Origin of the sequence: Citrobacter sp. TBCS-14, assembly GCF_005280805.1 — a bacterium.
Taxonomy (GTDB): domain Bacteria; phylum Pseudomonadota; class Gammaproteobacteria; order Enterobacterales; family Enterobacteriaceae; genus Citrobacter; species Citrobacter gillenii.
In genome coordinates this window covers 76,178-97,616 of record NZ_SZWM01001195.1, presented here as the reverse complement: position 1 = coordinate 97,616, position 21,439 = coordinate 76,178, and the positions used below count along the sequence as shown (strand labels likewise).

Genomic DNA, 21,439 nt, shown 5'->3' with positions numbered 1-21,439 from the left:
CGGAGTCTCGGACTCCGGCTCTCAAACTTCAGGACTTATACGGCTTTCACCGCATCTGCAATACGGTGCGCGAACTCAGTAACCTGCGCTTCATCTTCGCCTTCAACCATCACACGGATTAACGGCTCAGTGCCTGATTTACGCAGCAGAACACGACCTCGGTTACCCAACGCCGCTTCAACGTCCGCCATCACCGCTTTCACGGTTTCATGTTCCAGCGGATCGCCGCTACCGGCGGTAAAGCGAACGTTAACCAGCAGTTGTGGGAACATTTTCATACCGCTGCACAGGTCGTGCAAACTCATATGGTTACGTACCATTGCTGCCAGCACCTGCAGACCCGCCACAATACCGTCACCGGTGGTGGTTTTATCCAGCAGGATCACATGCCCTGAGTTTTCAGCCCCGATGCGCCAGCCTTTTTCCTGCATTTTTTCCAGCACGTAGCGGTCACCCACTTTCGCCCGAGCAAAGGGAATACCCAGCTGCTTCAGCGCCAGCTCGAGACCCATGTTGCTCATCAGCGTACCGACAGCACCACCACGCAGTTGCCCCTGACGTAACGCTTCACGGGCAATGATATACATGATCTGATCGCCATCGACCTTATTACCTTCGTGGTCCACCATGATCACGCGGTCGCCATCACCATCCAGCGCAATACCCAGATCGGCTTTTTCTGCAATCACGCGCGCCTGCAGCGCACGAACGTCGGTCGCACCCACTTCTTCATTGATGTTGACGCCATCCGGCTCACAGCCAATCGCAATGACATTTGCGCCCAGTTCACGGAGTACATTTGGCGCAATGTGATACGTCGCGCCGTTCGCACAATCCACCACGATTTTTAGCTCGTTCAGGCTCAGCTCGTTCGGGAACGTACCTTTGCAAAATTCGATATAGCGGCCCGCAGCATCGACAATACGGCTGGCTTTCCCCAGTTCAGCAGAGTCCACACAGGTGAGCGGCTTTTCCATCTCGGCTTCGATAGCTTCTTCAACGGAGTCAGGCAATTTGGTCCCGTCGATGGAGAAGAACTTAATTCCGTTATCATAAAACGGGTTGTGCGAGGCAGAGATGACAATCCCTGCTTCGGCGCGGAAAGCGCGCGTCAGATACGCAACCGCGGGGGTTGGCATTGGCCCGGTGAATGAAGCAGACAGGCCCGCTGCGGCCAAACCAGCCTCCAGCGCTGACTCCAGCATATAGCCAGAAATACGCGTATCTTTACCGATAATAATTTTACGTGAACCATGACGTGCCAGCACTTTTCCTGCCGCCCAGCCCAGTTTAAGCACAAAATCAGGCGTAATTGGGGTATCGCCAACGCGACCGCGGATACCGTCAGTGCCAAAATATTTACGATTACTCATAGCGTTTTTTTTCCTTTGCAGACAATGTGGCTTCCACCACACGCATCGCTTCTACGGTTTCTTTGACGTCATGGACACGAATAATCTGCGCGCCCTGCATGGCAGCAATCACCGCACATGCCAGGCTTCCGCTCAAACGTTCAGATGGCCCCACGTTCAGTAACTGACCAATCATTGATTTTCGTGACATCCCGACCAGCAGCGGCAGATTAAAATGATGAAACTCCGCCAGGCGTGCCAGTAATGTGTAGTTGTGGGTAAGATTTTTACCGAAACCGAATCCCGGGTCGAGCAACAATTTATCTTTTGCGATCCCAGCCCTTTCACAACGTGCTATTTGCTCAACAAAGTAGCGATTTACATCAGCAAAAACATCTTCGTACTTTGGCGCTTCCTGCATGGTCTTCGGCTGCCCCTGCATATGCATCAGACACACGGGTAATCCAGTTTCCGCCGCAGCTTCCAGTGCGCCTGGTTCTGTCAGGGAGCGAATATCATTAATGATATGCGCACCGACTCGGGCACATTCACGAATCACCTCCGGTTTTGAGGTATCCACCGAGATCCACACCTCAAAGCGTTGGGCAATGGCCTCAACGACCGGGATCACCCGTTCCAGTTCTTCTTCTACGCTGACGTCTGCCGCCCCCGGCCGCGTGGATTCGCCACCCACATCAATGATAGTCGCCCCGGCGTTAATCATCAGATTGGCGTGTTTCACCGCCTCAACCAAGGTGTTGTGCGCGCCGCCATCGGAAAAAGAGTCCGGCGTGACGTTTAAAATCCCCATGACGTGGGGATGGCTGAGATCCAGCGAAGAACCCTGAGCAAAGAGTTTCATAGTGTTATCCCTGGTATATACCCATCGTCTTTCAAGCTGCATCTGCGTTAGCTTTATTCGGCCTTCGGCCTCACCCCTTCGGGGCCAGCGCAAGCGCTGTTCAAACCGGCATAGCCGGTTTGTCCTCGCTCACCCCAGTCACGTACTGATGTACGCTCCTGGGGATTCCCTGCGTCGCCGCCTTGATGCAACTCGAAATTCATTGGGTATAAGTTGATAAATAAAAAAACCCCGGAGCAAGCCCCAGGGTTTTCAATTAAAGCACGGTCATCAGCAACGATAACTTATTTGTCACCTAACTGCTCTGACATGTTACCCGGATTCGGCGAGGTCGGTTCATCAACCGGACGCGGCGCACTTGGGGTGCCATTATTGCCAGAGTTGTTAGACGTACCTGACTCTTCCCAACCTGCTGGCGGACGCACATCGCGGCGAGCCATCAGATCGTCAATCTGCGGTGCATCGATGGTCTCATATTTCATGAGCGCATCTTTCATCGAGTGCAGAATGTCCAGGTTATCGTTCAGAAGACGACGAGCACGCTCGTAGTTACGTTCAATCAGCAATTTAACTTCCTGATCGATAATGCGCGCGGTTTCATCGGACATATGTTTTGCTTTAGCAACAGAACGACCGAGGAACACTTCGCCTTCTTCTTCCGCGTACAGCAACGGACCCAGCTTTTCAGAGAAGCCCCACTGCGTCACCATATTACGTGCCAGGTTAGTCGCGACTTTAATGTCGTTCGACGCGCCGGTAGAAACATGTTCAGCACCGTAGATAATCTCTTCAGCCAAACGACCGCCGTACAGCGTAGAGATCTGACTTTCCAGTTTCTGACGGCTAGCGCTGATTGCATCGCCTTCCGGCAGGAAGAAGGTCACACCCAACGCACGACCGCGTGGAATAATCGTTACTTTGTGCACCGGATCGTGTTCCGGTACCAGGCGACCGATAATCGCGTGGCCTGCTTCGTGGTACGCGGTAGATTCTTTCTGCGCTTCCGTCATCACCATGGAGCGACGTTCCGCACCCATCATGATTTTGTCTTTCGCTTTCTCGAACTCAACCATCGATACAACGCGCTTGTTACCACGGGCAGCGAACAACGCTGCTTCGTTCACCAGGTTCGCCAGGTCTGCACCGGAGAAACCAGGCGTACCGCGGGCAATAATTGCCGCATCGATGTCCGGAGACAGCGGTACGCGACGCATATGCACTTTCAGAATCTGCTCACGACCACGAACATCCGGCAGACCTACAACCACCTGACGGTCAAAGCGACCTGGACGCAACAGCGCAGGGTCAAGAACGTCCGGACGGTTAGTTGCCGCGATAACGATGATACCTTCGTTACCTTCGAAGCCATCCATCTCAACCAGCATCTGGTTCAGCGTCTGCTCACGTTCATCGTGACCACCGCCCAGACCCGCGCCACGTTGGCGGCCGACGGCGTCGATTTCATCGATAAAGATGATGCACGGTGCTGCTTTCTTGGCCTGTTCGAACATGTCACGCACACGAGATGCGCCGACACCCACAAACATTTCCACGAAGTCAGAACCAGAAATTGTGAAGAATGGAACCTTCGCTTCACCCGCGATGGCTTTTGCCAACAGGGTTTTACCGGTACCCGGAGGGCCGACCATCAGGACGCCTTTCGGGATCTTACCGCCCAGCTTCTGGAAACGGCTCGGTTCGCGCAGGTACTCAACCAGCTCAGCCACCTCTTCTTTCGCTTCGTCACAACCTGCAACGTCGGCAAAAGTGGTTTTGATCTGATCTTCCGTCAGCATGCGCGCTTTACTCTTACCGAACGACATGGCGCCTTTGCCACCCCCGCCCTGCATTTGACGCATGAAGAAGATCCAGACACCAATCAGCAGCAGCATTGGGAACCAGGAAATGAAGATAGAAGCCAGCAGGCTCGGCTCTTCAGGCGGCTCGCCAACAACCTTGACGTTTTTGGTCAGCAGGTTATCAAGCAGCTTCGGATCGTTAACCGGGATGTAGGTCGTGTAACGGTTACTGTCTTTCTTGGTAACGTTAATCTCACGTCCGTTGATACGCGCTTCACGAACCTGGTCCTGATTGACCTCTTGCAGGAAGGTAGAGTAATCCACCTTACGGCCATTAGACTCGCTGGGCCCAAAGCTCTGGAATACTGACATCAGCACAACGGCAATGACCAGCCAGAGTATTAGGTTTTTCGCCATGTCACTCAAGGGATTAACCTCTTATTACAACTGTGTTAAAAACAGCGTCAGGATACTCTATATCCAGCGTCTTTCAAACTTTCGTTTAAAATCTGCCGGTTATGGTTTACGCCCGGTCGCTACAATGTACACTTCACGCGAACGAGCGCGGGAAGAGTCCGGCTTACGAACTTTGACCTTCGTAAACAGGGAGCGAATCTCTCTTAGATACTCATCGAAGCCTTCGCCCTGGAACACCTTAACTACAAAACTACCACCTGGCGCTAATACATCACGAGCCATTCCAAGCGCCAGCTCTACCAAATACATGGCCCGGGGAATGTCCACCGCCGGTGTTCCACACATATTTGGTGCCATATCGGACATGACAACTTGTACTTTACTGTCACCTACGCGCTCAAGTAACGCTTTCAGGACTAATTCATCACGAAAGTCGCCCTGAAGGAAGTCCACACCAACGATTGGATCCATAGGTAAAAGATCGCAAGCGATAATGCGGCCGCTGTTTCCGATCTGCGTAACCGCGTATTGCGACCAGCCACCGGGTGCAGCGCCGAGGTCAACTATCGTCATCCCCGGTTTAAAAATTTTGTCACTTTGCTGTATTTCATCAAGTTTAAACCAGGCACGGGAACGTAACCCCTTTTTCTGTGCCTGCTGAACATATTTATCGCTAAAGTGTTCCTGAAGCCAGCGGCTTGAGCTGGCAGAACGCTTTTTACCTGTCATTTTACTTTCCCATCGGGCAGTTCATCGTAACCAATGGTGTAAATTTCTACACTGCTATTTGGTGATATATGGGAGATGGCGGTAGAATGACCCGTTTTCAATCCCAACCTAAGCAAAAATATACGATGAATCTGAGTACTAAACAAAAACAGCACCTGAAAGGTCTGGCACATCCGCTCAAGCCTGTAGTCATGCTTGGCAATAATGGTTTGACCGAAGGGGTACTGGCCGAGATTGAACAAGCGCTAGAGCACCATGAACTTATCAAGGTGAAAATCGCCTCGGAAGATCGCGATAACAAAACCTTGATCGTGGAAGCTATCGTACGCGAAACCGGCGCCTGTAACGTACAGGTCATCGGCAAAACGCTGGTACTGTATCGCCCGACTAAAGAACGTAAAATCTCGCTGCCACGCTAAGAATATCCCAAAGTTGAACACGTAGTTTGTGTAAAACGCGGGAATTTCCGCTAGCAGGAGAGCAAAATGCCACGCTCTCTTCGTTGATAAAAGGCCGCTATGCGGCCTTTTTCCTTTCTTTACAATGTATCAACATCTTAACCAAGATGCGAATTACAGGTATTCTACTTTCACCACTTCATATTCCACTTCACCGCCCGGCGTTTTGATAACCACCACGTCATCCTGCTCTTTGCCAATCAGGCCACGAGCAATAGGCGAGTTAACTGAAATCAGGTTCTGTTTAAAATCGGCTTCGTCATCACCTACGATGCGCCAGGTCTGTTCTTCATCGTTATCAAGATTCAGAACGGTCACCGTTGCACCGAAAACGACACGGCCATTGTTCGGCATTTTAGTGACGTCGATAACCTGCGCGTTAGACAGCTTAGCTTCGATATCTTTAATGCGTCCTTCGCAGAATCCCTGCTGTTCACGGGCCGCGTGGTACTCCGCGTTCTCTTTCAAGTCACCGTGTTCACGCGCATCGGCGATCGCGGCAATGATTTCAGGGCGGCGCACAGATTTCAGAAAATCCAGCTCTTCACGCAGTTTTTCAGCACCACGTAAGGTCATCGGGATAGCTTGCATTTGTTATACCTCTTGAACATTCCTGTAGGGGGCGGTTGTCCTCACCCCGGCTGCTAAGCCCACCCTGGCAAACGCGATGCCAGAGTCAGAAGCAAAAAAATACCGACCCGGGCCCGAGGACCCAGGTCAGCTACAATTCTCTATTTGATGATCATTTTACCCTGGAGTTCCCTATGGGTCATCGTTTACTTTTTGGGGCGTTGCGCCGTAGTATGACGGCCTGTTTCCAGGTTGTTAGCGCGAGATTATGCGATTTCCCAGATTTACCATCGGATTGACTGCCAGTATTGCGGCGTTCAGCGTTCAGGCTGCGAATGTTGACGAGTATATCAACCAGCTCCCTGCCGGGGCCAACCTCGCCCTTATGGTACAGAAGGTTGGGGCTCCGACGCCTGCTATTGATTACCATAGCCAACAAATGGCCCTACCCGCCAGCACCCAAAAAGTCATCACCGCCCTGGCGGCCTTGATCCAGCTTGGGCCGGACTTCCGTTTTACTACTACGCTAGAAACCAAAGGTAGCGTGGAAGGCGGGGTATTGAAAGGTGACTTGGTGGCGCGATTTGGTGCCGATCCGACGCTAAAACGTCAGGATATTCGCAATATGGTAGCAACCCTGAAAAAATCAGGCGTGACGCAAATTGCCGGAAATGTCCTCATCGACACGTCCATTTTCGCCAGTCATGATAAAGCACCTGGCTGGCCCTGGAACGACATGACGCAGTGTTTTAGCGCACCGCCTGCGGCAGCGATTGTTGATCGTAACTGCTTCTCGGTGTCGCTTTACAGTGCGCAAAAACCTAACGATCTCGCCTTTATTCGCGTGGCATCATACTACCCGGTAACCATGTTCAGCCAGGTTCGCACCCTCGCACGTGGTTCTGCAGAAGCGCAATATTGTGAACTGGATGTCGTTCCTGGCGATTTAAACCGCTTCACGCTAACCGGTTGTCTGCCCCAGCGCACCGACCCACTGCCGCTGGCGTTTGCCATTCAGGACGGCGCCAGCTATGCCGGGGCAATTATTAAAGATGAGCTGAAACAAGCGGGTATCGCCTACAGCGGTACGCTGCTTCGCCAGACGCAAGTCAACGAGCCGGGTACCGTTGTCGCCAGCAAGCAGTCAGCACCTTTACATGACCTGCTTAAGATTATGCTGAAAAAGTCGGACAACATGATTGCTGACACCGTTTTTCGTATGATCGGCCACGCGCGATTTAATGTCCCTGGCACCTGGCGCGCAGGTTCCGATGCCGTACGCCAGATCCTGCGCCAGCAGGCGGGTGTCGATATTGGTAACACGATCATTGCCGACGGATCCGGCCTCTCTCGCCACAACCTGATTGCGCCTGCCACCATGATGCAGGTGCTGCAGTACATCGCACAGCATGACAACGAGCTGAACTTTATTACGATGCTGCCGCTGGCAGGCCATGACGGCTCTCTGCAATACCGTGCGGGTCTGCATCAGGCTGGCGTGGATGGCAAAGTCTCCGCGAAGACCGGCTCGTTACAGGGGGTGTATAACCTTGCAGGATTCATTACCACGGCAAGCGGGCAACGCATGGCGTTTGTACAGTATCTGTCTGGCTATGCGGTAGAACCCGCTGACCAGCGTAACCGCCGTATCCCGCTGGTACGCTTTGAAAGCCGGTTGTACAAAGATATTTATCAGAACAACTGACGGTGATGCTGTCGGATAGCGCTTGCGCGTATCCGACCTACAGCGCACATAACAAAACGGGCCGCATTTGCGGCCCGTTGATATTGTTGGCCGGATAAGACGCAATCGCGTCGCCATCCGGCACCAGGATTAACGCTTGTAGATGAACTCAACGCCTTCTTCGTCGTCTTCGTCCCAATCTTCATCCCAGTCATCTTCCGCTTCGTCTTCGACTTCAGCGAGCTGCTGACGGTGATAATCGTCCCACATGAACTCCACTTTCTCTGGCTGCTTCGCTTCTTCAGCCTGAACAATTGGGTTCTCAATGATAAACGTCATCACATCCCAGCAAAGATCCTTCACGCCCAGCTGACTGGCAGCAGAGATCAGGTAATATTTACCTTCCCAGCCCAGCGCTTCAGCGATCGCTTTCGCTTTCTCTTCCGCTTCGTCTTTGTCCATCAAATCAATTTTGTTGAACACTAACCAACGCGGCTTGGAGGCCAGATCCTGACTGTATTTCTCCAGTTCGCCAATAATAATACGGGCGTTTTCTACCGGATCTGAACCGTCAATCGGATCGATATCGATGAGGTGCAGCAGGACGCGGCAACGCTCCAGGTGCTTCAGGAATCGGATCCCCAGACCCGCGCCTTCCGCAGCGCCTTCAATCAGACCCGGGATGTCAGCAACCACAAAGCTCTTTTCGTTGTCCATACGCACAACGCCCAGACTCGGCACCAGCGTGGTGAACGGATAATCCGCCACTTTCGGTTTCGCTGCAGAGACCGCACGGATAAACGTTGATTTACCGGCGTTTGGCATACCCAGCATACCGACATCCGCTAACAGCATCAGCTCCAGCATCAGATCGCGTTTATCGCCCGGCGTACCCATTGTTTTCTGACGTGGAGTACGGTTGACCGAGGATTTGAAACGGGTGTTACCCAGACCGTGCCAGCCGCCTTTAGCGACCATCAGACGCTGACCGTGCTTGGTCATGTCGCCCATGGTTTCGCCCGTGCCCTGATCGATCACACGCGTACCGACAGGCACTTTAATCGTAACGTCTTTACCACGCTTACCGGTGCAATCACGGCTCGCGCCATTCTGACCACGTTCCGCACGGAACGATTTTTCGAAGCGGTAATCGATCAGCGTGTTCAGGTTTTCGTCGGCTTCCAGCCAGACGTCACCACCATCACCACCATCACCGCCGTCCGGACCGCCTCTCGGGATGTACTTTTCGCGGCGGAAGCTGACGCAACCATTACCGCCATCACCTGCAACGACCAGAATCGATGCTTCATCAACAAACTTCATTTTACTCTCCGTAAATCATTCGCCTGAGCGGGGTTGCGAAACCACCGTTTCATGCTTACGTAAACCGCCCCAAATACGATGACCAATGGCGGAATACATCGCGCCCGCAACCACGATAAACGCACCGAGATAACCTAAAAGGTTTAGCATCGGTCTGGCGAAGAAATCGGGCCAGGCCAGTGATAATAAATCTGAAAATAATAACGTAAACAGCGGTGTGAGCGTAATAATGGCGCTCACCTGAGCCGCCTGCCAGCGCGCCATTGCTTCCGCAAGTGCGCCGTATCCTACCAGCGTATTCAGGCCGCAGAATATCAGGCAAGCCAGCTGCCAGTCACTGAGCTGCGTTATCACACCGGGTTTAGCCAGCGGCAACAACGCGAGCGTACATAAAGTGTACAGTAAAAACAGGATCTGCTGTGATGCCAGGCGACGCAATAACACCTTTTGCGCAACCCCATAGCTCACCCAGACCGTCGCCGCACCCACACCAAAGATCACACCCCAGGTGTAATCAGTGAGTTTGGTAAAAATCTCGATCAGACTGGTATTAAAAAACATCACCAGTCCACTCAGCAGCATTATGGCGCCAATAATCTGCGTACCGCGCATCTTTTCCTTCAGGATAAAGACGCTAGCGACCATCATGCCAACCGGTGACAATTGTCCGATAACCTGCGAAGTCGTTGGGCTCAAATATTGCAAAGATGAACTAAACAGAATGAAGTTACCAAACAGCCCACCGGTGGCGATTGCCAACAGTACCAACCAACGCGCTTTGCGAAAAATACGCAATGGCGGGAGCTTTTTTTTAACCGCAAGAATCGCCCCAAGGCCAATACTTGCCATTAAAAAACGGTAGAACACTACCGTAGGAGGCTCCATCACCTCCAGCACTTGCTTCATCGCTATTGGTAAAGCGCCCCAACAGACTGCCGTCGTCAGCGCTAAAAGAATACCAATACCTGCCTGCTGCTTCATGCCGTATTCCCTGCAAGAGCTCGTTTCCGGGTTGTCACGGCGAGACGAGCATATTTACCGGCCATCGAATGTAAAAAGCCCCGCAACACGTTGCGGGGCTTTCATCCGTTACCGGGACGCGAAAAACTTATTCAGCAACAATGCTGATGAAACGACGGTTTTTCGGGCCTTTCACTTCGAATTTCACTTTACCGTCTGCTTTAGCAAACAGAGTGTGGTCTTTGCCGCAGCCCACGTTAGAACCAGCGTGGAACTGAGTACCACGTTGACGAACGATGATGCTACCTGCCAGAACTGTTTCGCCGCCAAAGCGTTTTACGCCCAGACGTTTAGCTTCTGAATCGCGACCGTTACGAGTCGAGCCGCCAGCCTTTTTATGTGCCATTTAATCTGCTCCTCTTAACTTAAGCGCTGATGCCAGTGATTTTCACATCAGTGAACCACTGACGATGGCCCTGCTGCTTACGGTAGTGTTTACGACGACGAAACTTAACAATTTTAACTTTCTCGCCACGACCGTGAGCAACAACTTCAGCTTTGATAACGCCGCCATCAACGAAAGGAACGCCGATTTTGACTTCTTCACCGTTTGCGATCATCAGAACTTCTGCGAATTCAACAGATTCGCCAGTTGCGATGTCCAGCTTTTCCAGGCGAACGGTCTGACCTTCGCTTACTCGGTGTTGTTTACCACCACTTTGGAAAACCGCGTACATAAAAAACTCCGCTTCCGCGCACACCTTTTTGATGATTCAGAGTGCGCTATAAATATTCACAATAGGGCGCGAATATTACGCAAAACGCGAGCCTTTGACAAGTGCTACCGTCAATACATGCAGAAAAAAAACACAACGTGTATGGTAACGTTTATCTGTGGCGTTTTTTCAGTACAATCAGCATATATTTCTAACCCTAAACCCGTAGTTACCTTGCCATACAGTGAGGTAATCGGGGCGAGAAGCCCGGCTTTTGCGATGAATTTAGAAAAAATCAATGAGTTAACCGCGCAAGATATGGCGGGTGTCAATGCGACAATCCTTGAACAGCTCAATTCCGACGTCCAGCTGATCAATCAGTTGGGGTACTACATCATCAGCGGCGGCGGAAAACGCATTCGCCCAATGATCGCCGTACTTGCTGCTCGCGCCGTTGGCTATCAGGAAAACGCCCACGTTACGATCGCGGCCCTAATCGAGTTTATCCACACCGCAACCCTGCTTCATGACGATGTGGTGGATGAATCCGACATGCGCCGTGGGAAAGCAACGGCAAACGCAGCGTTTGGTAATGCAGCCAGCGTACTGGTCGGCGATTTTATCTATACCCGCGCCTTTCAGATGATGACCAGCCTTGGCTCACTGAAAGTGCTGGAAGTGATGTCTAAGGCAGTGAACGTCATTGCTGAGGGTGAAGTTCTGCAATTGATGAACGTCAACGACCCTGACATTACCGAAGAAAACTACATGCGCGTCATCTACAGCAAGACAGCGCGCCTGTTTGAAGCGGCAGCACAGTGCTCTGGTATTCTTGCCGGCTGCAGCGAAGAACAAGAGAAAGGCTTGCAGGATTATGGCCGCTATCTTGGCACAGCTTTCCAGTTAATCGACGACTTACTCGATTACAGCGCAGACGGCGAGCAGCTGGGTAAAAACGTGGGCGACGATCTCAACGAAGGGAAACCGACGCTGCCGCTGCTGCATGCGATGCGCCACGGCACCCCAGAACAGGCGCAAATGATTCGTCAGGCTATCGAGCAAGGAAACGGGCGTCATCTTCTGGAGCCGGTTCTGGAAGCCATGAACGCCTGCGGCTCGCTGGAATGGACCCGCCAGCGTGCAGAAGAAGAGGCCGACAAGGCCATCGCCGCGCTTCAGGTACTTCCTGAAACGCAATGGAAAGAAGCCCTGATTGGCCTGGCACATATCGCCGTACAGCGCGACCGTTAATCCTTTCCTCACCTTTCTTCGTATAACATCATCCCGTGCACTGCACGGGGTTTTTTATATTCCAGTAAATTCCAATAAGCACAACAATTTTACATAACACTAGAAAAAATCTTGATTTATTCTGAATATACAAACCCTTTACACGAACATTTTAGAACATTCGTTCTCCGCGAGTATAGTGTCACTACTGGCTAATTGTTAAACCATAAGTGGTGAACCAAAGGAGAAAGGGACGTATGGAAAGCAAACTCATTGACTGGCATCCAGCTGATATCATCGCAGGACTGCGCAAGAAAGGGACCTCAATGGCCGCAGAGTCGCGGAGAAATGGGTTGAGTTCATCAACGCTGGCAAATGCGTTAACTCGTCCATGGCCAAAAGGAGAAGTCATTATCGCGAAAGCGCTAGGCACTGAACCCTGGGTAATTTGGCCGTCGCGATATCACGACGCAAAGACGCATGAATTCATCGACAGAACACGGATGATGAGAGTGCGTAAAGAGAAAATGCCCCTCGAGTGAAGTGCTGAACAGTGACCCCTGAGCAAAAACCAAGGGGTCACTAGACACGTTGGCTATTACTCGCCTTTCACGCGCTCGATATTTGCGCCCAGCGCACGCAGCTTATCTTCGATGCGCTCATAGCCACGATCGATGTGATAAATGCGATCAACTACCGTGGTGCCTTCTGCAATACAGCCTGCCAGTACCAGGCTTGCTGATGCACGCAGATCCGTTGCCATCACCTGCGCGCCGGAGAGCGTTTCAACGCCGTGACAAATCACGGTATTGCTTTCAATCTCTGCGTGAGCGCCCATACGGCTAAGTTCAGGCACGTGCATGAAGCGGTTTTCAAACACGGTCTCCGTGATGAAACCGGTGCCTTCTGCCACCAGATTCAGCAGCGTGAACTGTGCCTGCATGTCAGTCGGGAACGCCGGATGCGGAGCAGTGCGCACATTGACCGCTTTCGGACGCTTGCCGTGCATGTCGAGGCTAATCCAGTCGGCCCCGACTTCAATATCCGCACCTGCATCACGCAGTTTCGCCAGAACGGCATCCAGCGTGTCCGGTTGTGCGTTATGGCAGATGATTTTGCCGCGAGAAATCGCCGCTGCCACCAGGAACGTCCCGGTTTCAATACGGTCTGGCAGAACGCGATACACGCCGCCACCGAGACGCTCAACGCCCTCGATGGTGATACGATCGGTGCCCTGACCGGTGATCTTCGCACCCAGTGCAATCAGGAAGTTCGCGGTATCAACGATTTCCGGCTCGCGCGCGGCGTTCTCGATGATGGTCGTACCTTCGGCAAGCGTAGCCGCACACATGATAGTGACCGTCGCGCCGACGCTCACTTTATCCATCACGATGTGCGCGCCTTTCAGACGGCCATCAACGGACGCCTTCACATAGCCTTCTTCCAGCTTGATGGTCGCCCCTAACTGCTCCAGACCGGTAATGTGCAGGTCAACTGGACGCGCGCCAATCGTGCAGCCGCCCGGCAGTGATACCTGGCCCTGACCAAAGCGAGCCACCAGCGGCCCCAGCGCCCAGATAGACGCACGCATGGTTTTTACCAGGTCGTATGGCGCGCAGAAGACGTTAACGTCGCGAGCATCAATGTGCACGGAACCGTTACGTTCAACCTTTGCGCCCAGCTGACTCAGCAGCTTCATCGAGGTGTCAACGTCCTTCAGTTTCGGGACGTTTTGGATTTCGACAGGTTCTTCTGCCAGCAATGCCGCAAACAGGATTGGCAGTGCGGCGTTTTTAGCGCCTGAAATTGTGACTTCGCCCTGGAGCTTAGTCGGCCCCTGTACACGAAACTTATCCATTATTCTGTTCTCTGTTAAGAATTCATATTCGCTACCGGCGCATCACCCGTAGCTCAAAAACCGTTAAGTTTGCGATCGCGTGCCCATTCCGCTGGGGTAAATGCTTTGATCGACACGGCATGAATGCGGTTGTCCGCAATGTACTCCATCAATGGGCCATAGACCGATTGCTGCTTCTTGACCCGGCTCATGCCGTCAAACATCTCACCCACGGCAATAACCTGAAAGTGACTGCCATCGCCAGAGACGTGGACTTCCTGGAGGGAGAGTGCGTTCATCAGCACGCTCTGAATTTCATTATTTTCCATGGGCTCTTCATTCGTCAGATAGTGAAAACAGCCCAACATCTTAGAGCAAAGTTGCGCTGTCATAAATAAGCAAAAAGCCTCGCCGATAAATCAGACAAGGCTTTGGTGGCTGCTACCCCCTCAGGGGGTTTGCCGGATGGCGGCACAAGACCTTATCCGGCCTACAAAAAATTAACGCGGAAGGACATCGTCAGGCAGATTGTAAAGCTTTGCCAGCGTATAAACCTTATCGTTCACACCGCTGAGTACAACACGGTTCCCCTGCCTCTTGCCCTGGTCAATAAGATGGACCAGCAGTGCCAGTCCACCGGTATCAACCCGGGAAACCTGGCTCAGATCGATGCAGGTAACCCCTTTCATCGCTTCAACACGCGCATCCCATAATGGGTTTAACACGTCCTGATCCAGTTCCCCCACCAGCAACAACTTGTCACCTTCACGCGCCCAGGCGAGTGACTGCGTCATTATTTTTTCTCTTCCAGCGTGATTTTCTGCTGAGAAATAGATTTCAGCTGCGCCGTCAGGCCATCAATACCTTTGGTCCGCAGCAGGTCACTCCACTCATTTTGTTTGGTGGTGATCATGCTGACGCCTTCGGCGATCATGTCATACGCCTGCCAGTGACCGGTCTGGGAGTTTTTACGCCACTGGAAATCCAGACGTACCGGAGGACGGCCGTTCGGATCGATGATGGTGACACGGATCGGCACGATGGTCGCATCGCCCAGCGGTTGTTCCGGGGCAATCTGATAAGTCTGGCCATGGTACATCGCCAGCGCCTGGCCGTAGGCCTGTTTCAGGTACTCACGAAACGCAGCAAAATACGCGTCACGTTGTGCAGGCGTCGCTTCTTTGTAATAACGACCCAGCACCAGCGCGCCGGCATATTTCACCTGCACGTACGGCAACAGCTCCTGATCGACGATATCACGCAGGTAATCCGGGTTAGAACGGATTTTCGGCTGTTCGTTCTTCAGACGGTCGAAGGTTTTCTGCGCCGCCTCATCCATCTGTTTGTAAGGGTTGGCTTGATCCGCTGCCGTTGCTGCGCTAAGTGGAGCAATGACCAGCATAGCCACCATCATCAATCGTTTAAACATATGTCGATTCTCCTGAGATTATTTCGTCGCGCCCGCAGGCGTGGTGGCTTCATTATTACCCTGAGCCGCAGTCGGCGCATCGCCAGAATTCTTATTGTCATCGCCTTTACTGTTACTGTTGTAAAGGAACTGACCAATCATATCTTCCAGCACCATCGCCGATTTGGTGTCCTGGATCGTATCACCATCCTTGAGAATAGCGGTTCCCAGTTCAGGATCCTCAAAACCGACGTTCAATGCCAGATATTGCTCACCCAGCAGACCGGAAGTGCGGATACTCAGCGAACTGGTATCTGGAATCTGGTTAAAGCGCGATTCAATCTCCAGCGTCACACGCGGCAGGTACGATTTCGGATCCAACGAAATGTCCGACACGCGTCCAACAACTACCCCGCCAATCCGCACCGGAGAGCGTTCTCTCAAGCCGCCAATGTTATCAAAGGTCGCATAAATCGTGTAGGTCGGCTCAGTACGCATAGAGGTGACGTTAGCTGCTTTCAGGCAGACAAACATCGCCGCCAGCAGCGCAACCAACAGGAATAACCCGACCCAAATTTCATTTTTTTTCGTTTGCATGAACTCAATTCCCAAACATCAGTGCGGTCAGCACAAAATCCAGCCCCAGAACGGCAAGAGAGGCGTGCACAACGGTACGTGTCGTTGCCCGGCTAATCCCGGCAGAGGTCGGGATTGCATCATAACCATTGAACAATGCAATCCATGTGACCGTAATGGCGAACACCACGCTCTTAATTAAACAGTTGACCAGGTCCAGGCGCCAGTCGACGGCATTTTGCATCGCAGACCAGAAAAAGCCTGCATCAATACCTTTCCAGCTTACGCCGACCAGTGAACCGCCCCAGATACCTACCGCGACAAAAATAATCGTCAGCAGCGGCAGTGAAATCACCCCCGCCCAAAAGCGTGGGGATATCACCCGACGCAGGGGATCAACCGCCATCATTTCCATACTGGAAAGCTGTTCGGTTGCCCGCATCAGACCAATTTCTGCGGTTAAGGCCGACCCGGCTCGCCCGGCGAACAGCAGCGCCGCCACAACCGGTCCCAGTTCACGCAGCAGCGAAAGCGCCACCAGCATACCAAGACTGGTTTCCGCACTGTAGGTGGTCAGAACCAGGTATCCCTGCAGCCCCAACACCATACCGATGAACACGCCAGAAACGATAATAATCAGCATCGATAAGACGCCGACATTATAGAGCTGACGGATCAGAAGCGGCGCATGTTTGCGAAACTCCGGCTTGCCGACTACCGCATTGAACAACATTAATCCAGCACGCCCGAACGTCCTGAGGGTTTTAATCCCTCGATGTCCGAGTGAGGCCAGCGCATTTAACAACATGGATGGCTTAACTCCCTGTTTTAAGTAAATCGGAGTGGTAATCGCCCGCCGGGTAGCGGAACGGAACCGGCCCATCAGCAATGCCATCGAGGAACTGACGTACACGCGGATCGGCATTTTCTTGCAGTGCCTGAGCACTACCGTAGGCCACAATTTTTTTATCCGCCATTATATAGGCGTAATCCGCAATACTCAGAACCTCCGGCACATCATGAGACACCACCACACAGGTGACGCCCAGCGTGCTGTTCAGTTCAGAGATCAGCTTCACCAGCACGCCCATGGTGATGGGGTCCTGACCGACAAACGGCTCATCAAACATGATCAGGTCTGGTTCCAGCGCAATGGCGCGTGCAAGTGCGGCACGTCGCGCCATCCCACCAGATAATTCAGAAGGCATTAATTTTGCTGCACCGCGCAGGCCAACGGCCTCAAGCTTCATCATCACCGTGCTTTTCAGCAACGGCGCGGGTAGCGTCGTATGCTCACGTAGCGGATAAGCAACGTTGTCGAACACGTTCATATCGGTAAACAGCGCACCCGATTGAAACAGCATACTCATACGTTTACGCACGGTGTATAACCGCGAACGAGACATGGCCGGGACGTTCTCGCCATCAAACAGGATCTCACCCTTATCCGGGGGAATTTGTCCGCCAATCAGACGCAACAGCGTCGTTTTGCCGATGCCTGATGGCCCCATGATCGCCGTTATCTTGCCGCGCGGCACCGTCAGGGAAATATTATCAAAAATGCAGCGGTCGCCTCGGGAAAAGCTGACATCGTGCATATCGACTAGATTCGCCACAGACTGACCCATTGATTCATCCTTTACTATTGCCTCGTTGATCGAAGAGTTTGGCGCTCAATTTAGCCATGAACCCAACATATTTACAGATTATTACCCGCTCTGGTTAGCGAAAGCTGGCATTTGTTTTACTTTTTAGCCGCATAAAGTCAAAATTAAGACTTCGTTACGGCTTCCAGAAGATCCTTCACGTGGACCGGCGAGTATACCTGAAGAAAGGACTTTAGATGCTTTTAGCGACGGCGCTGTTAATAATTGGTTTACTTCTGGTGGTCTACGGTGCCGACCGTCTGGTATTTGCCGCCTCTATTTTATGCCGCACCTTCGGCATTCCCCCCATCATCATTGGGATGACCGTCGTCAGCATAGGCACATCGTTACCTGAAATTATTGTCTCCGTTGCCGCCTCTATGAATGGGCAGCTCGATTTAGCCGTCGGCACCGCGCTCGGCTCAAACATCACCAATATTCTCCTGATTTTAGGCCTGTCAGCGCTGATTCACCCTTTTACCGTGCATTCTGATGTTCTGCGTCGCGAATTACCGCTAATGTTGCTGGTCAGTATTCTGGCCGCATCCGTGCTGTACGACGGGGAACTAAGCCGCAGCGATGGTTTTTTTCTTCTGCTTCTGGCCGTGCTATGGCTGCTATTCATTGTTAAAATCGCGCGGTTGGCGGAACGGGAAGGCAATGACAGCCTGACCCGGGAGCAAGTGGCAGAACTGCCGCGCGAAGGAGGACTACCTGTCGCCTTTCTGTGGCTGGGCATTGCGCTGATTATTATGCCAATGGCAACGCGAATGGTGGTCGATAACGCCACCGTACTGGCGAATTACTTTGCCATGAGCGAACTCACCATCGGATTAACGGTGGTGGCGATTGGCACCAGCCTGCCAGAGCTGGCAACGGCTATCGCGGGCCTGCGTAAGGGTGAAAATGATATTGCTGTCGGCAACATCATCGGGGCCAACATTTTTAATATTGTTATCGTTCTCGGACTCCCCGCACTGATCACACCGGGCGAGGTCAATCCGATGGCCTTCGTCCGTGACTACAGTGTGATGCTACTGGTAAGTGTTATTTTTGCATTACTCTGCTGGCGACGTCCGCGCCAGATTGGTCGCGGCGCGGGTGCGCTGCTGACCGGCGGTTTTATCATATGGCTGGCGATGCTGTATTGGGTATCGCCACTTCTCGTTGGATAACTGGAAACGCATTATGTCGCACTTAGAGTTGCAACCGGGTTTTGACTTTCAGCAAGCAGGCAAGGAAGTCCTGGCTATTGAACGTGAAGGCCTGGCGGAGCTTGATCAGTACATCGACCTGAACTTTACCCTCGCCTGTGAGAAAATCGTCAACTGCGCGGGTAAAGTTGTGGTGATGGGAATGGGGAAATCCGGGCATATCGGGCGCAAAATGGCCGCCACGTTTGCCAGTACCGGTACGCCGTCCTTTTTCGTACATCCTGGTGAAGCCGCACACGGCGATCTGGGCATGGTATCGCCGCAGGACGTGGTGATCGCCATTTCTAATTCCGGTGAATCCAATGAGATTGCCGCATTAATTCCGGTGCTCAAACGCCTTCACGTCCCGCTTATCTGCATGACCGGTCGTCCGGAAAGCAGCATGGCGCGTGCAGCAGATGTGCATCTGTGTGTTAAAGTACCCAAGGAAGCCTGCCCATTAGGTCTGGCGCCGACCAGCAGCACAACCGCGACGCTGGTGATGGGCGATGCGCTCGCCGTGGCATTATTGAAAGCCCGCGGCTTTACTGCGGAAGATTTTGCGTTGTCGCACCCCGGTGGCGCACTGGGGCGTAAGCTTTTGCTGCGCGTTAACGATATTATGCATACGGGCGACGAGATCCCGCATGTGAATAAAAACGCCAGCCTGCGCGATGCGTTACTTGAGATTACGCGTAAAAATCTCGGCATGACCGTCATTTGCGATGACACCATGAAGATCGACGGCATCTTCACGGATGGTGACTTACGCCGCGTCTTTGATATGGGCGTTGACGTTCGCCAGTTGGGGATTGCCGACGTGATGACCCCCGGGGGCATTCGCGTGCGTCCGGGCATTCTTGCCGTGGACGCTCTGAATTTAATGCAATCCCGCCATATTACCTCGGTGATGGTTGCTGATGGCGACCGTTTACTCGGTGTGTTACATATGCATGATCTCCTGCGTGCAGGCGTAGTGTAAAAAGTAGAGTAGAAACGCAAGGATAAAAGAAATGAGTAACGCAGGTGCGTCGCTTGCGACCTGTTATGGACCCGTCAGCGCTGAAGTCATCACCAGGGCAGAGAATATTCGTCTGCTGATCCTTGATGTGGATGGCGTACTGTCTGATGGCCTGATTTATATGGGCAACAACGGCGAAGAGCTCAAGGCGTTTAACGTCCGTGATGGCTACGGAATTCGTTGTGCGCTCACTTCCGGTATCGAGGTTGCTATTATTACCGGACGAAAGGCTAAACTTGTAGAAGACCGCTGTAACACGTTGGGGATTACCCATCTGTACCAGGGACAGTCGGACAAACTGGTCGCCTTCGACGATCTGCTCAACAAGCTGGCGATCGCGCCGGAACAGGTGGCATACGTCGGCGACGATCTGATCGACTGGCCGGTGATGGCGAAAGTCGGATTAAGCGTGGCGGTAGCGGATGCCCACCCGCTGCTGATCCCCCGTGCCGACTATGTCACGCGCATTGATGGAGGGCGCGGCGCGGTACGTGAGGTCTGCGATTTATTACTCCTGGCGCAGGGCAAACTGGACGAGGCCAAAGGTCAATCGATATGAGCAAAACCAGACGTTGGGTTATCATTCTACTGTCGCTGGCCGTCCTTGTGCTGATCGGTATTAACCTGGCAGACAAAGACGACACCACTCAGGTGGTAATCAATAACAACGAGCCGACCTATAAGAGCGAACATACCGACACTGTCGTGTATAGCCCGGAAGGCGCACTGAGCTATCGACTTATCGCTCAACACGTTGAATATTATTCCGATCAGGCTGTTTCGTGGTTTACTCAACCGGTATTAACCACGTTTGATAAGGATAAAGTGCCGACCTGGTCTATCAAGGCTGATAAAGCAAAATTGACTGAGGATCGGATGCTGTATCTGTATGGCCATGTTGAAGTCAACGCCCTGGTGGCAGACTCTCAACTACGCAGAATTACGACCGATAACGCGCAGATTAACCTGGTGACGCAAGATGTCACCTCAAACGATCTGGTCACGTTGTATGGAACAACATTTAACTCCAGCGGACTGAAGATGCGCGGCAATTTACGCAGCAAGAACGCCGAGCTGATTGAAAAGGTTAGAACCTCATATGAAATCCAAAACAAACAAACTCAGCCTTAATCTTGTGCTTGCCAGCTCCCTTCTGGCCGCCAGCATTCCGGCATTTGCCGTCACCGGCGATACCGAGCAGCCGATTCACATTGAATCGGATCAGCAGTCCCTGGATATGCAGGGTAACGTGGTGACATTTACCGGTAATGTTATCGTGACGCAGGGCACCATCAAAATTAATGCCGATAAGGTTGTCGTGACCCGTCCGGGCGGTGAAGACGGTAAAGAAGTAATCGATGGCTACGGCAATCCGGCAACGTTTTACCAGATGCAGGATAACGGTAAACCCGTTAATGGCCATGCCTTACAGATGCACTATGAACTGGCAAAAGATTTCGTTGTGCTGACGGGTAAAGCCTATCTGGAGCAGGTGGACAGCAACATCACCGGCGACAAAATTACCTATCTGGTAAAAGAGCAGAAAATGCAGGCCTTCAGCGATAAAGGCAAACGCGTCACTACCGTTTTAGTGCCGTCACAGCTGCAGGATAAAAACAAAACCAAAGCTCCGGCAGAGAAAAAAGGTAACTGATTCG

25 protein-coding genes are annotated in these 21,439 nt (G+C 52.5%); 9 read left to right on the top strand and 16 right to left on the bottom strand.

Features of this window, described 5'->3' with window-relative positions; genetic code table 11:
• Positions 1 to 35: 35 nt before the first annotated feature.
• From glmM to rlmE, 4 genes are all read right to left on the bottom strand, one after another.
• Positions 36 to 1,373 (bottom strand): phosphoglucosamine mutase, encoded by a 1,338-nt coding sequence (glmM, locus tag FDX22_RS25230; RefSeq protein WP_115257390.1) that lies wholly within the window; start codon positions 1,371 to 1,373, stop codon positions 36 to 38.
• Positions 1,366 to 2,214 (bottom strand): dihydropteroate synthase, encoded by an 849-nt coding sequence (gene folP / locus FDX22_RS25225; RefSeq protein ID WP_146717944.1) that lies wholly within the window; start codon positions 2,212 to 2,214, stop codon positions 1,366 to 1,368. Before folP ends, glmM begins: the two co-directional genes overlap by 8 nt.
• Positions 2,215 to 2,498: 284 nt before the next feature.
• Positions 2,499 to 4,430: an ATP-dependent zinc metalloprotease FtsH gene (gene ftsH / locus FDX22_RS25220; RefSeq protein WP_115257388.1), complete on the bottom strand. Its 1,932-nt coding sequence runs from the start codon at positions 4,428 to 4,430 to the stop codon at positions 2,499 to 2,501.
• A gap of 99 nt (positions 4,431 to 4,529) precedes the next feature.
• Positions 4,530 to 5,159, bottom strand: coding sequence for a 23S rRNA (uridine(2552)-2'-O)-methyltransferase RlmE (gene rlmE / locus FDX22_RS25215; protein ID WP_004106110.1), 630 nt, complete (start codon positions 5,157 to 5,159; stop codon positions 4,530 to 4,532).
• Positions 5,160 to 5,284: 125 nt separating this feature from the next.
• On the opposite strand from rlmE, the gene yhbY reads away from it, so the two are divergent.
• Positions 5,285 to 5,578: a ribosome assembly RNA-binding protein YhbY gene (yhbY, locus tag FDX22_RS25210; protein WP_096755522.1), complete on the top strand. Its 294-nt coding sequence runs from the start codon at positions 5,285 to 5,287 to the stop codon at positions 5,576 to 5,578.
• Positions 5,579 to 5,731: 153 nt separating this feature from the next.
• Here yhbY and greA read toward each other — a convergent pair whose 3' ends face one another.
• Entirely contained in the window at positions 5,732 to 6,208 is a 477-nt protein-coding gene (gene greA, locus FDX22_RS25200; RefSeq protein ID WP_096755520.1) for a transcription elongation factor GreA, read from the bottom strand.
• Positions 6,209 to 6,455: 247 nt separating this feature from the next.
• Between greA and dacB the strand changes: the two genes are divergently transcribed.
• Positions 6,456 to 7,892, top strand: coding sequence for a serine-type D-Ala-D-Ala carboxypeptidase (gene dacB, locus FDX22_RS25195; RefSeq protein ID WP_146717943.1), 1,437 nt, complete (start codon positions 6,456 to 6,458; stop codon positions 7,890 to 7,892).
• A gap of 129 nt (positions 7,893 to 8,021) precedes the next feature.
• Here the strand turns inward: dacB and cgtA are convergent, their stop codons facing one another.
• From cgtA to rplU, 4 genes are all read right to left on the bottom strand, one after another.
• Positions 8,022 to 9,194 carry an Obg family GTPase CgtA gene (cgtA, locus tag FDX22_RS25190; protein WP_096755518.1) on the bottom strand — a complete coding sequence of 391 codons (1,173 nt, stop codon included), beginning with the start codon at positions 9,192 to 9,194 and terminating at the stop codon, positions 8,022 to 8,024.
• Between the two features lie 15 nt (positions 9,195 to 9,209).
• Positions 9,210 to 10,175 (bottom strand): DMT family transporter, encoded by a 966-nt coding sequence (locus tag FDX22_RS25185; RefSeq protein WP_096755517.1) that lies wholly within the window; start codon positions 10,173 to 10,175, stop codon positions 9,210 to 9,212.
• Between the two features lie 127 nt (positions 10,176 to 10,302).
• A complete protein-coding gene (gene rpmA / locus FDX22_RS25180) occupies positions 10,303 to 10,560 on the bottom strand; it encodes a 50S ribosomal protein L27 (RefSeq protein WP_096755516.1) in 258 nt (85 codons plus the stop codon).
• Between the two features lie 19 nt (positions 10,561 to 10,579).
• On the bottom strand, positions 10,580 to 10,891 hold the full coding sequence (rplU, locus tag FDX22_RS25175) for a 50S ribosomal protein L21 (RefSeq protein WP_003025032.1): 312 nt from the start codon (positions 10,889 to 10,891) through the stop codon (positions 10,580 to 10,582).
• A 258-nt stretch (positions 10,892 to 11,149) separates the two neighbouring features.
• Between rplU and ispB the strand changes: the two genes are divergently transcribed.
• Both ispB and sfsB read left to right on the top strand, forming a co-directional pair.
• Positions 11,150 to 12,121 carry an octaprenyl diphosphate synthase gene (ispB, locus tag FDX22_RS25170; RefSeq protein ID WP_115257385.1) on the top strand — a complete coding sequence of 324 codons (972 nt, stop codon included), beginning with the start codon at positions 11,150 to 11,152 and terminating at the stop codon, positions 12,119 to 12,121.
• A 236-nt stretch (positions 12,122 to 12,357) separates the two neighbouring features.
• The gene (sfsB, locus tag FDX22_RS25165; RefSeq protein WP_115257384.1) at positions 12,358 to 12,642 is read left to right on the top strand and encodes a DNA-binding transcriptional regulator SfsB; all 285 of its coding nucleotides are present in this window, start codon (positions 12,358 to 12,360) and stop codon (positions 12,640 to 12,642) included.
• 56 nt (positions 12,643 to 12,698) lie between these two features.
• Here sfsB and murA read toward each other — a convergent pair whose 3' ends face one another.
• The 7 genes from murA to mlaF form a co-directional block, all read right to left on the bottom strand.
• Complete coding sequence (gene murA / locus FDX22_RS25160) at positions 12,699 to 13,958, bottom strand: UDP-N-acetylglucosamine 1-carboxyvinyltransferase (RefSeq protein ID WP_096755510.1); 1,260 nt, start codon at positions 13,956 to 13,958, stop codon at positions 12,699 to 12,701.
• Positions 13,959 to 14,011: 53 nt separating this feature from the next.
• Positions 14,012 to 14,266: a BolA family iron metabolism protein IbaG gene (ibaG, locus tag FDX22_RS25155; RefSeq protein WP_005121314.1), complete on the bottom strand. Its 255-nt coding sequence runs from the start codon at positions 14,264 to 14,266 to the stop codon at positions 14,012 to 14,014.
• 171 nt (positions 14,267 to 14,437) lie between these two features.
• The gene (gene mlaB, locus FDX22_RS25150; RefSeq protein WP_096755509.1) at positions 14,438 to 14,731 is read right to left on the bottom strand and encodes a lipid asymmetry maintenance protein MlaB; all 294 of its coding nucleotides are present in this window, start codon (positions 14,729 to 14,731) and stop codon (positions 14,438 to 14,440) included.
• On the bottom strand, positions 14,731 to 15,366 hold the full coding sequence (gene mlaC / locus FDX22_RS25145) for a phospholipid-binding protein MlaC (protein ID WP_115257382.1): 636 nt from the start codon (positions 15,364 to 15,366) through the stop codon (positions 14,731 to 14,733). The genes mlaB and mlaC overlap by 1 nt, the downstream gene beginning before the upstream one ends.
• Before the next feature lie 18 nt (positions 15,367 to 15,384).
• The gene (gene mlaD / locus FDX22_RS25140; protein ID WP_146717942.1) at positions 15,385 to 15,942 is read right to left on the bottom strand and encodes an outer membrane lipid asymmetry maintenance protein MlaD; all 558 of its coding nucleotides are present in this window, start codon (positions 15,940 to 15,942) and stop codon (positions 15,385 to 15,387) included.
• A 4-nt stretch (positions 15,943 to 15,946) separates the two neighbouring features.
• A complete protein-coding gene (gene mlaE / locus FDX22_RS25135; RefSeq protein WP_045448070.1) occupies positions 15,947 to 16,729 on the bottom strand; it encodes a lipid asymmetry maintenance ABC transporter permease subunit MlaE in 783 nt (260 codons plus the stop codon).
• Between the two features lie 7 nt (positions 16,730 to 16,736).
• Positions 16,737 to 17,549, bottom strand: coding sequence for a phospholipid ABC transporter ATP-binding protein MlaF (mlaF, locus tag FDX22_RS25130; RefSeq protein WP_115257381.1), 813 nt, complete (start codon positions 17,547 to 17,549; stop codon positions 16,737 to 16,739).
• A 215-nt stretch (positions 17,550 to 17,764) separates the two neighbouring features.
• Here mlaF and FDX22_RS25125 point away from each other — a divergent pair, with 215 nt between their 5' ends.
• From FDX22_RS25125 to lptA, 5 genes are read left to right on the top strand one after another with little or no spacing between them, the layout of a single operon-like run.
• Positions 17,765 to 18,742 (top strand): calcium/sodium antiporter, encoded by a 978-nt coding sequence (locus FDX22_RS25125; RefSeq protein WP_096755506.1) that lies wholly within the window; start codon positions 17,765 to 17,767, stop codon positions 18,740 to 18,742.
• Positions 18,743 to 18,755: 13 nt separating this feature from the next.
• Positions 18,756 to 19,742 (top strand): arabinose-5-phosphate isomerase KdsD, encoded by a 987-nt coding sequence (gene kdsD, locus FDX22_RS25120; protein WP_096755505.1) that lies wholly within the window; start codon positions 18,756 to 18,758, stop codon positions 19,740 to 19,742.
• Between the two features lie 31 nt (positions 19,743 to 19,773).
• Positions 19,774 to 20,340: a 3-deoxy-manno-octulosonate-8-phosphatase KdsC gene (kdsC, locus tag FDX22_RS25115; RefSeq protein WP_115257379.1), complete on the top strand. Its 567-nt coding sequence runs from the start codon at positions 19,774 to 19,776 to the stop codon at positions 20,338 to 20,340.
• Positions 20,337 to 20,912, top strand: a complete 576-nt coding sequence (gene lptC / locus FDX22_RS25110) for an LPS export ABC transporter periplasmic protein LptC (RefSeq protein WP_115257378.1) — start codon at positions 20,337 to 20,339, stop codon at positions 20,910 to 20,912. The genes kdsC and lptC overlap by 4 nt, the downstream gene beginning before the upstream one ends.
• Positions 20,881 to 21,435, top strand: coding sequence for a lipopolysaccharide ABC transporter substrate-binding protein LptA (gene lptA, locus FDX22_RS25105; RefSeq protein ID WP_115257377.1), 555 nt, complete (start codon positions 20,881 to 20,883; stop codon positions 21,433 to 21,435). Before lptC ends, lptA begins: the two co-directional genes overlap by 32 nt.
• The last annotated feature ends 4 nt before the right edge of the window (positions 21,436 to 21,439 follow it).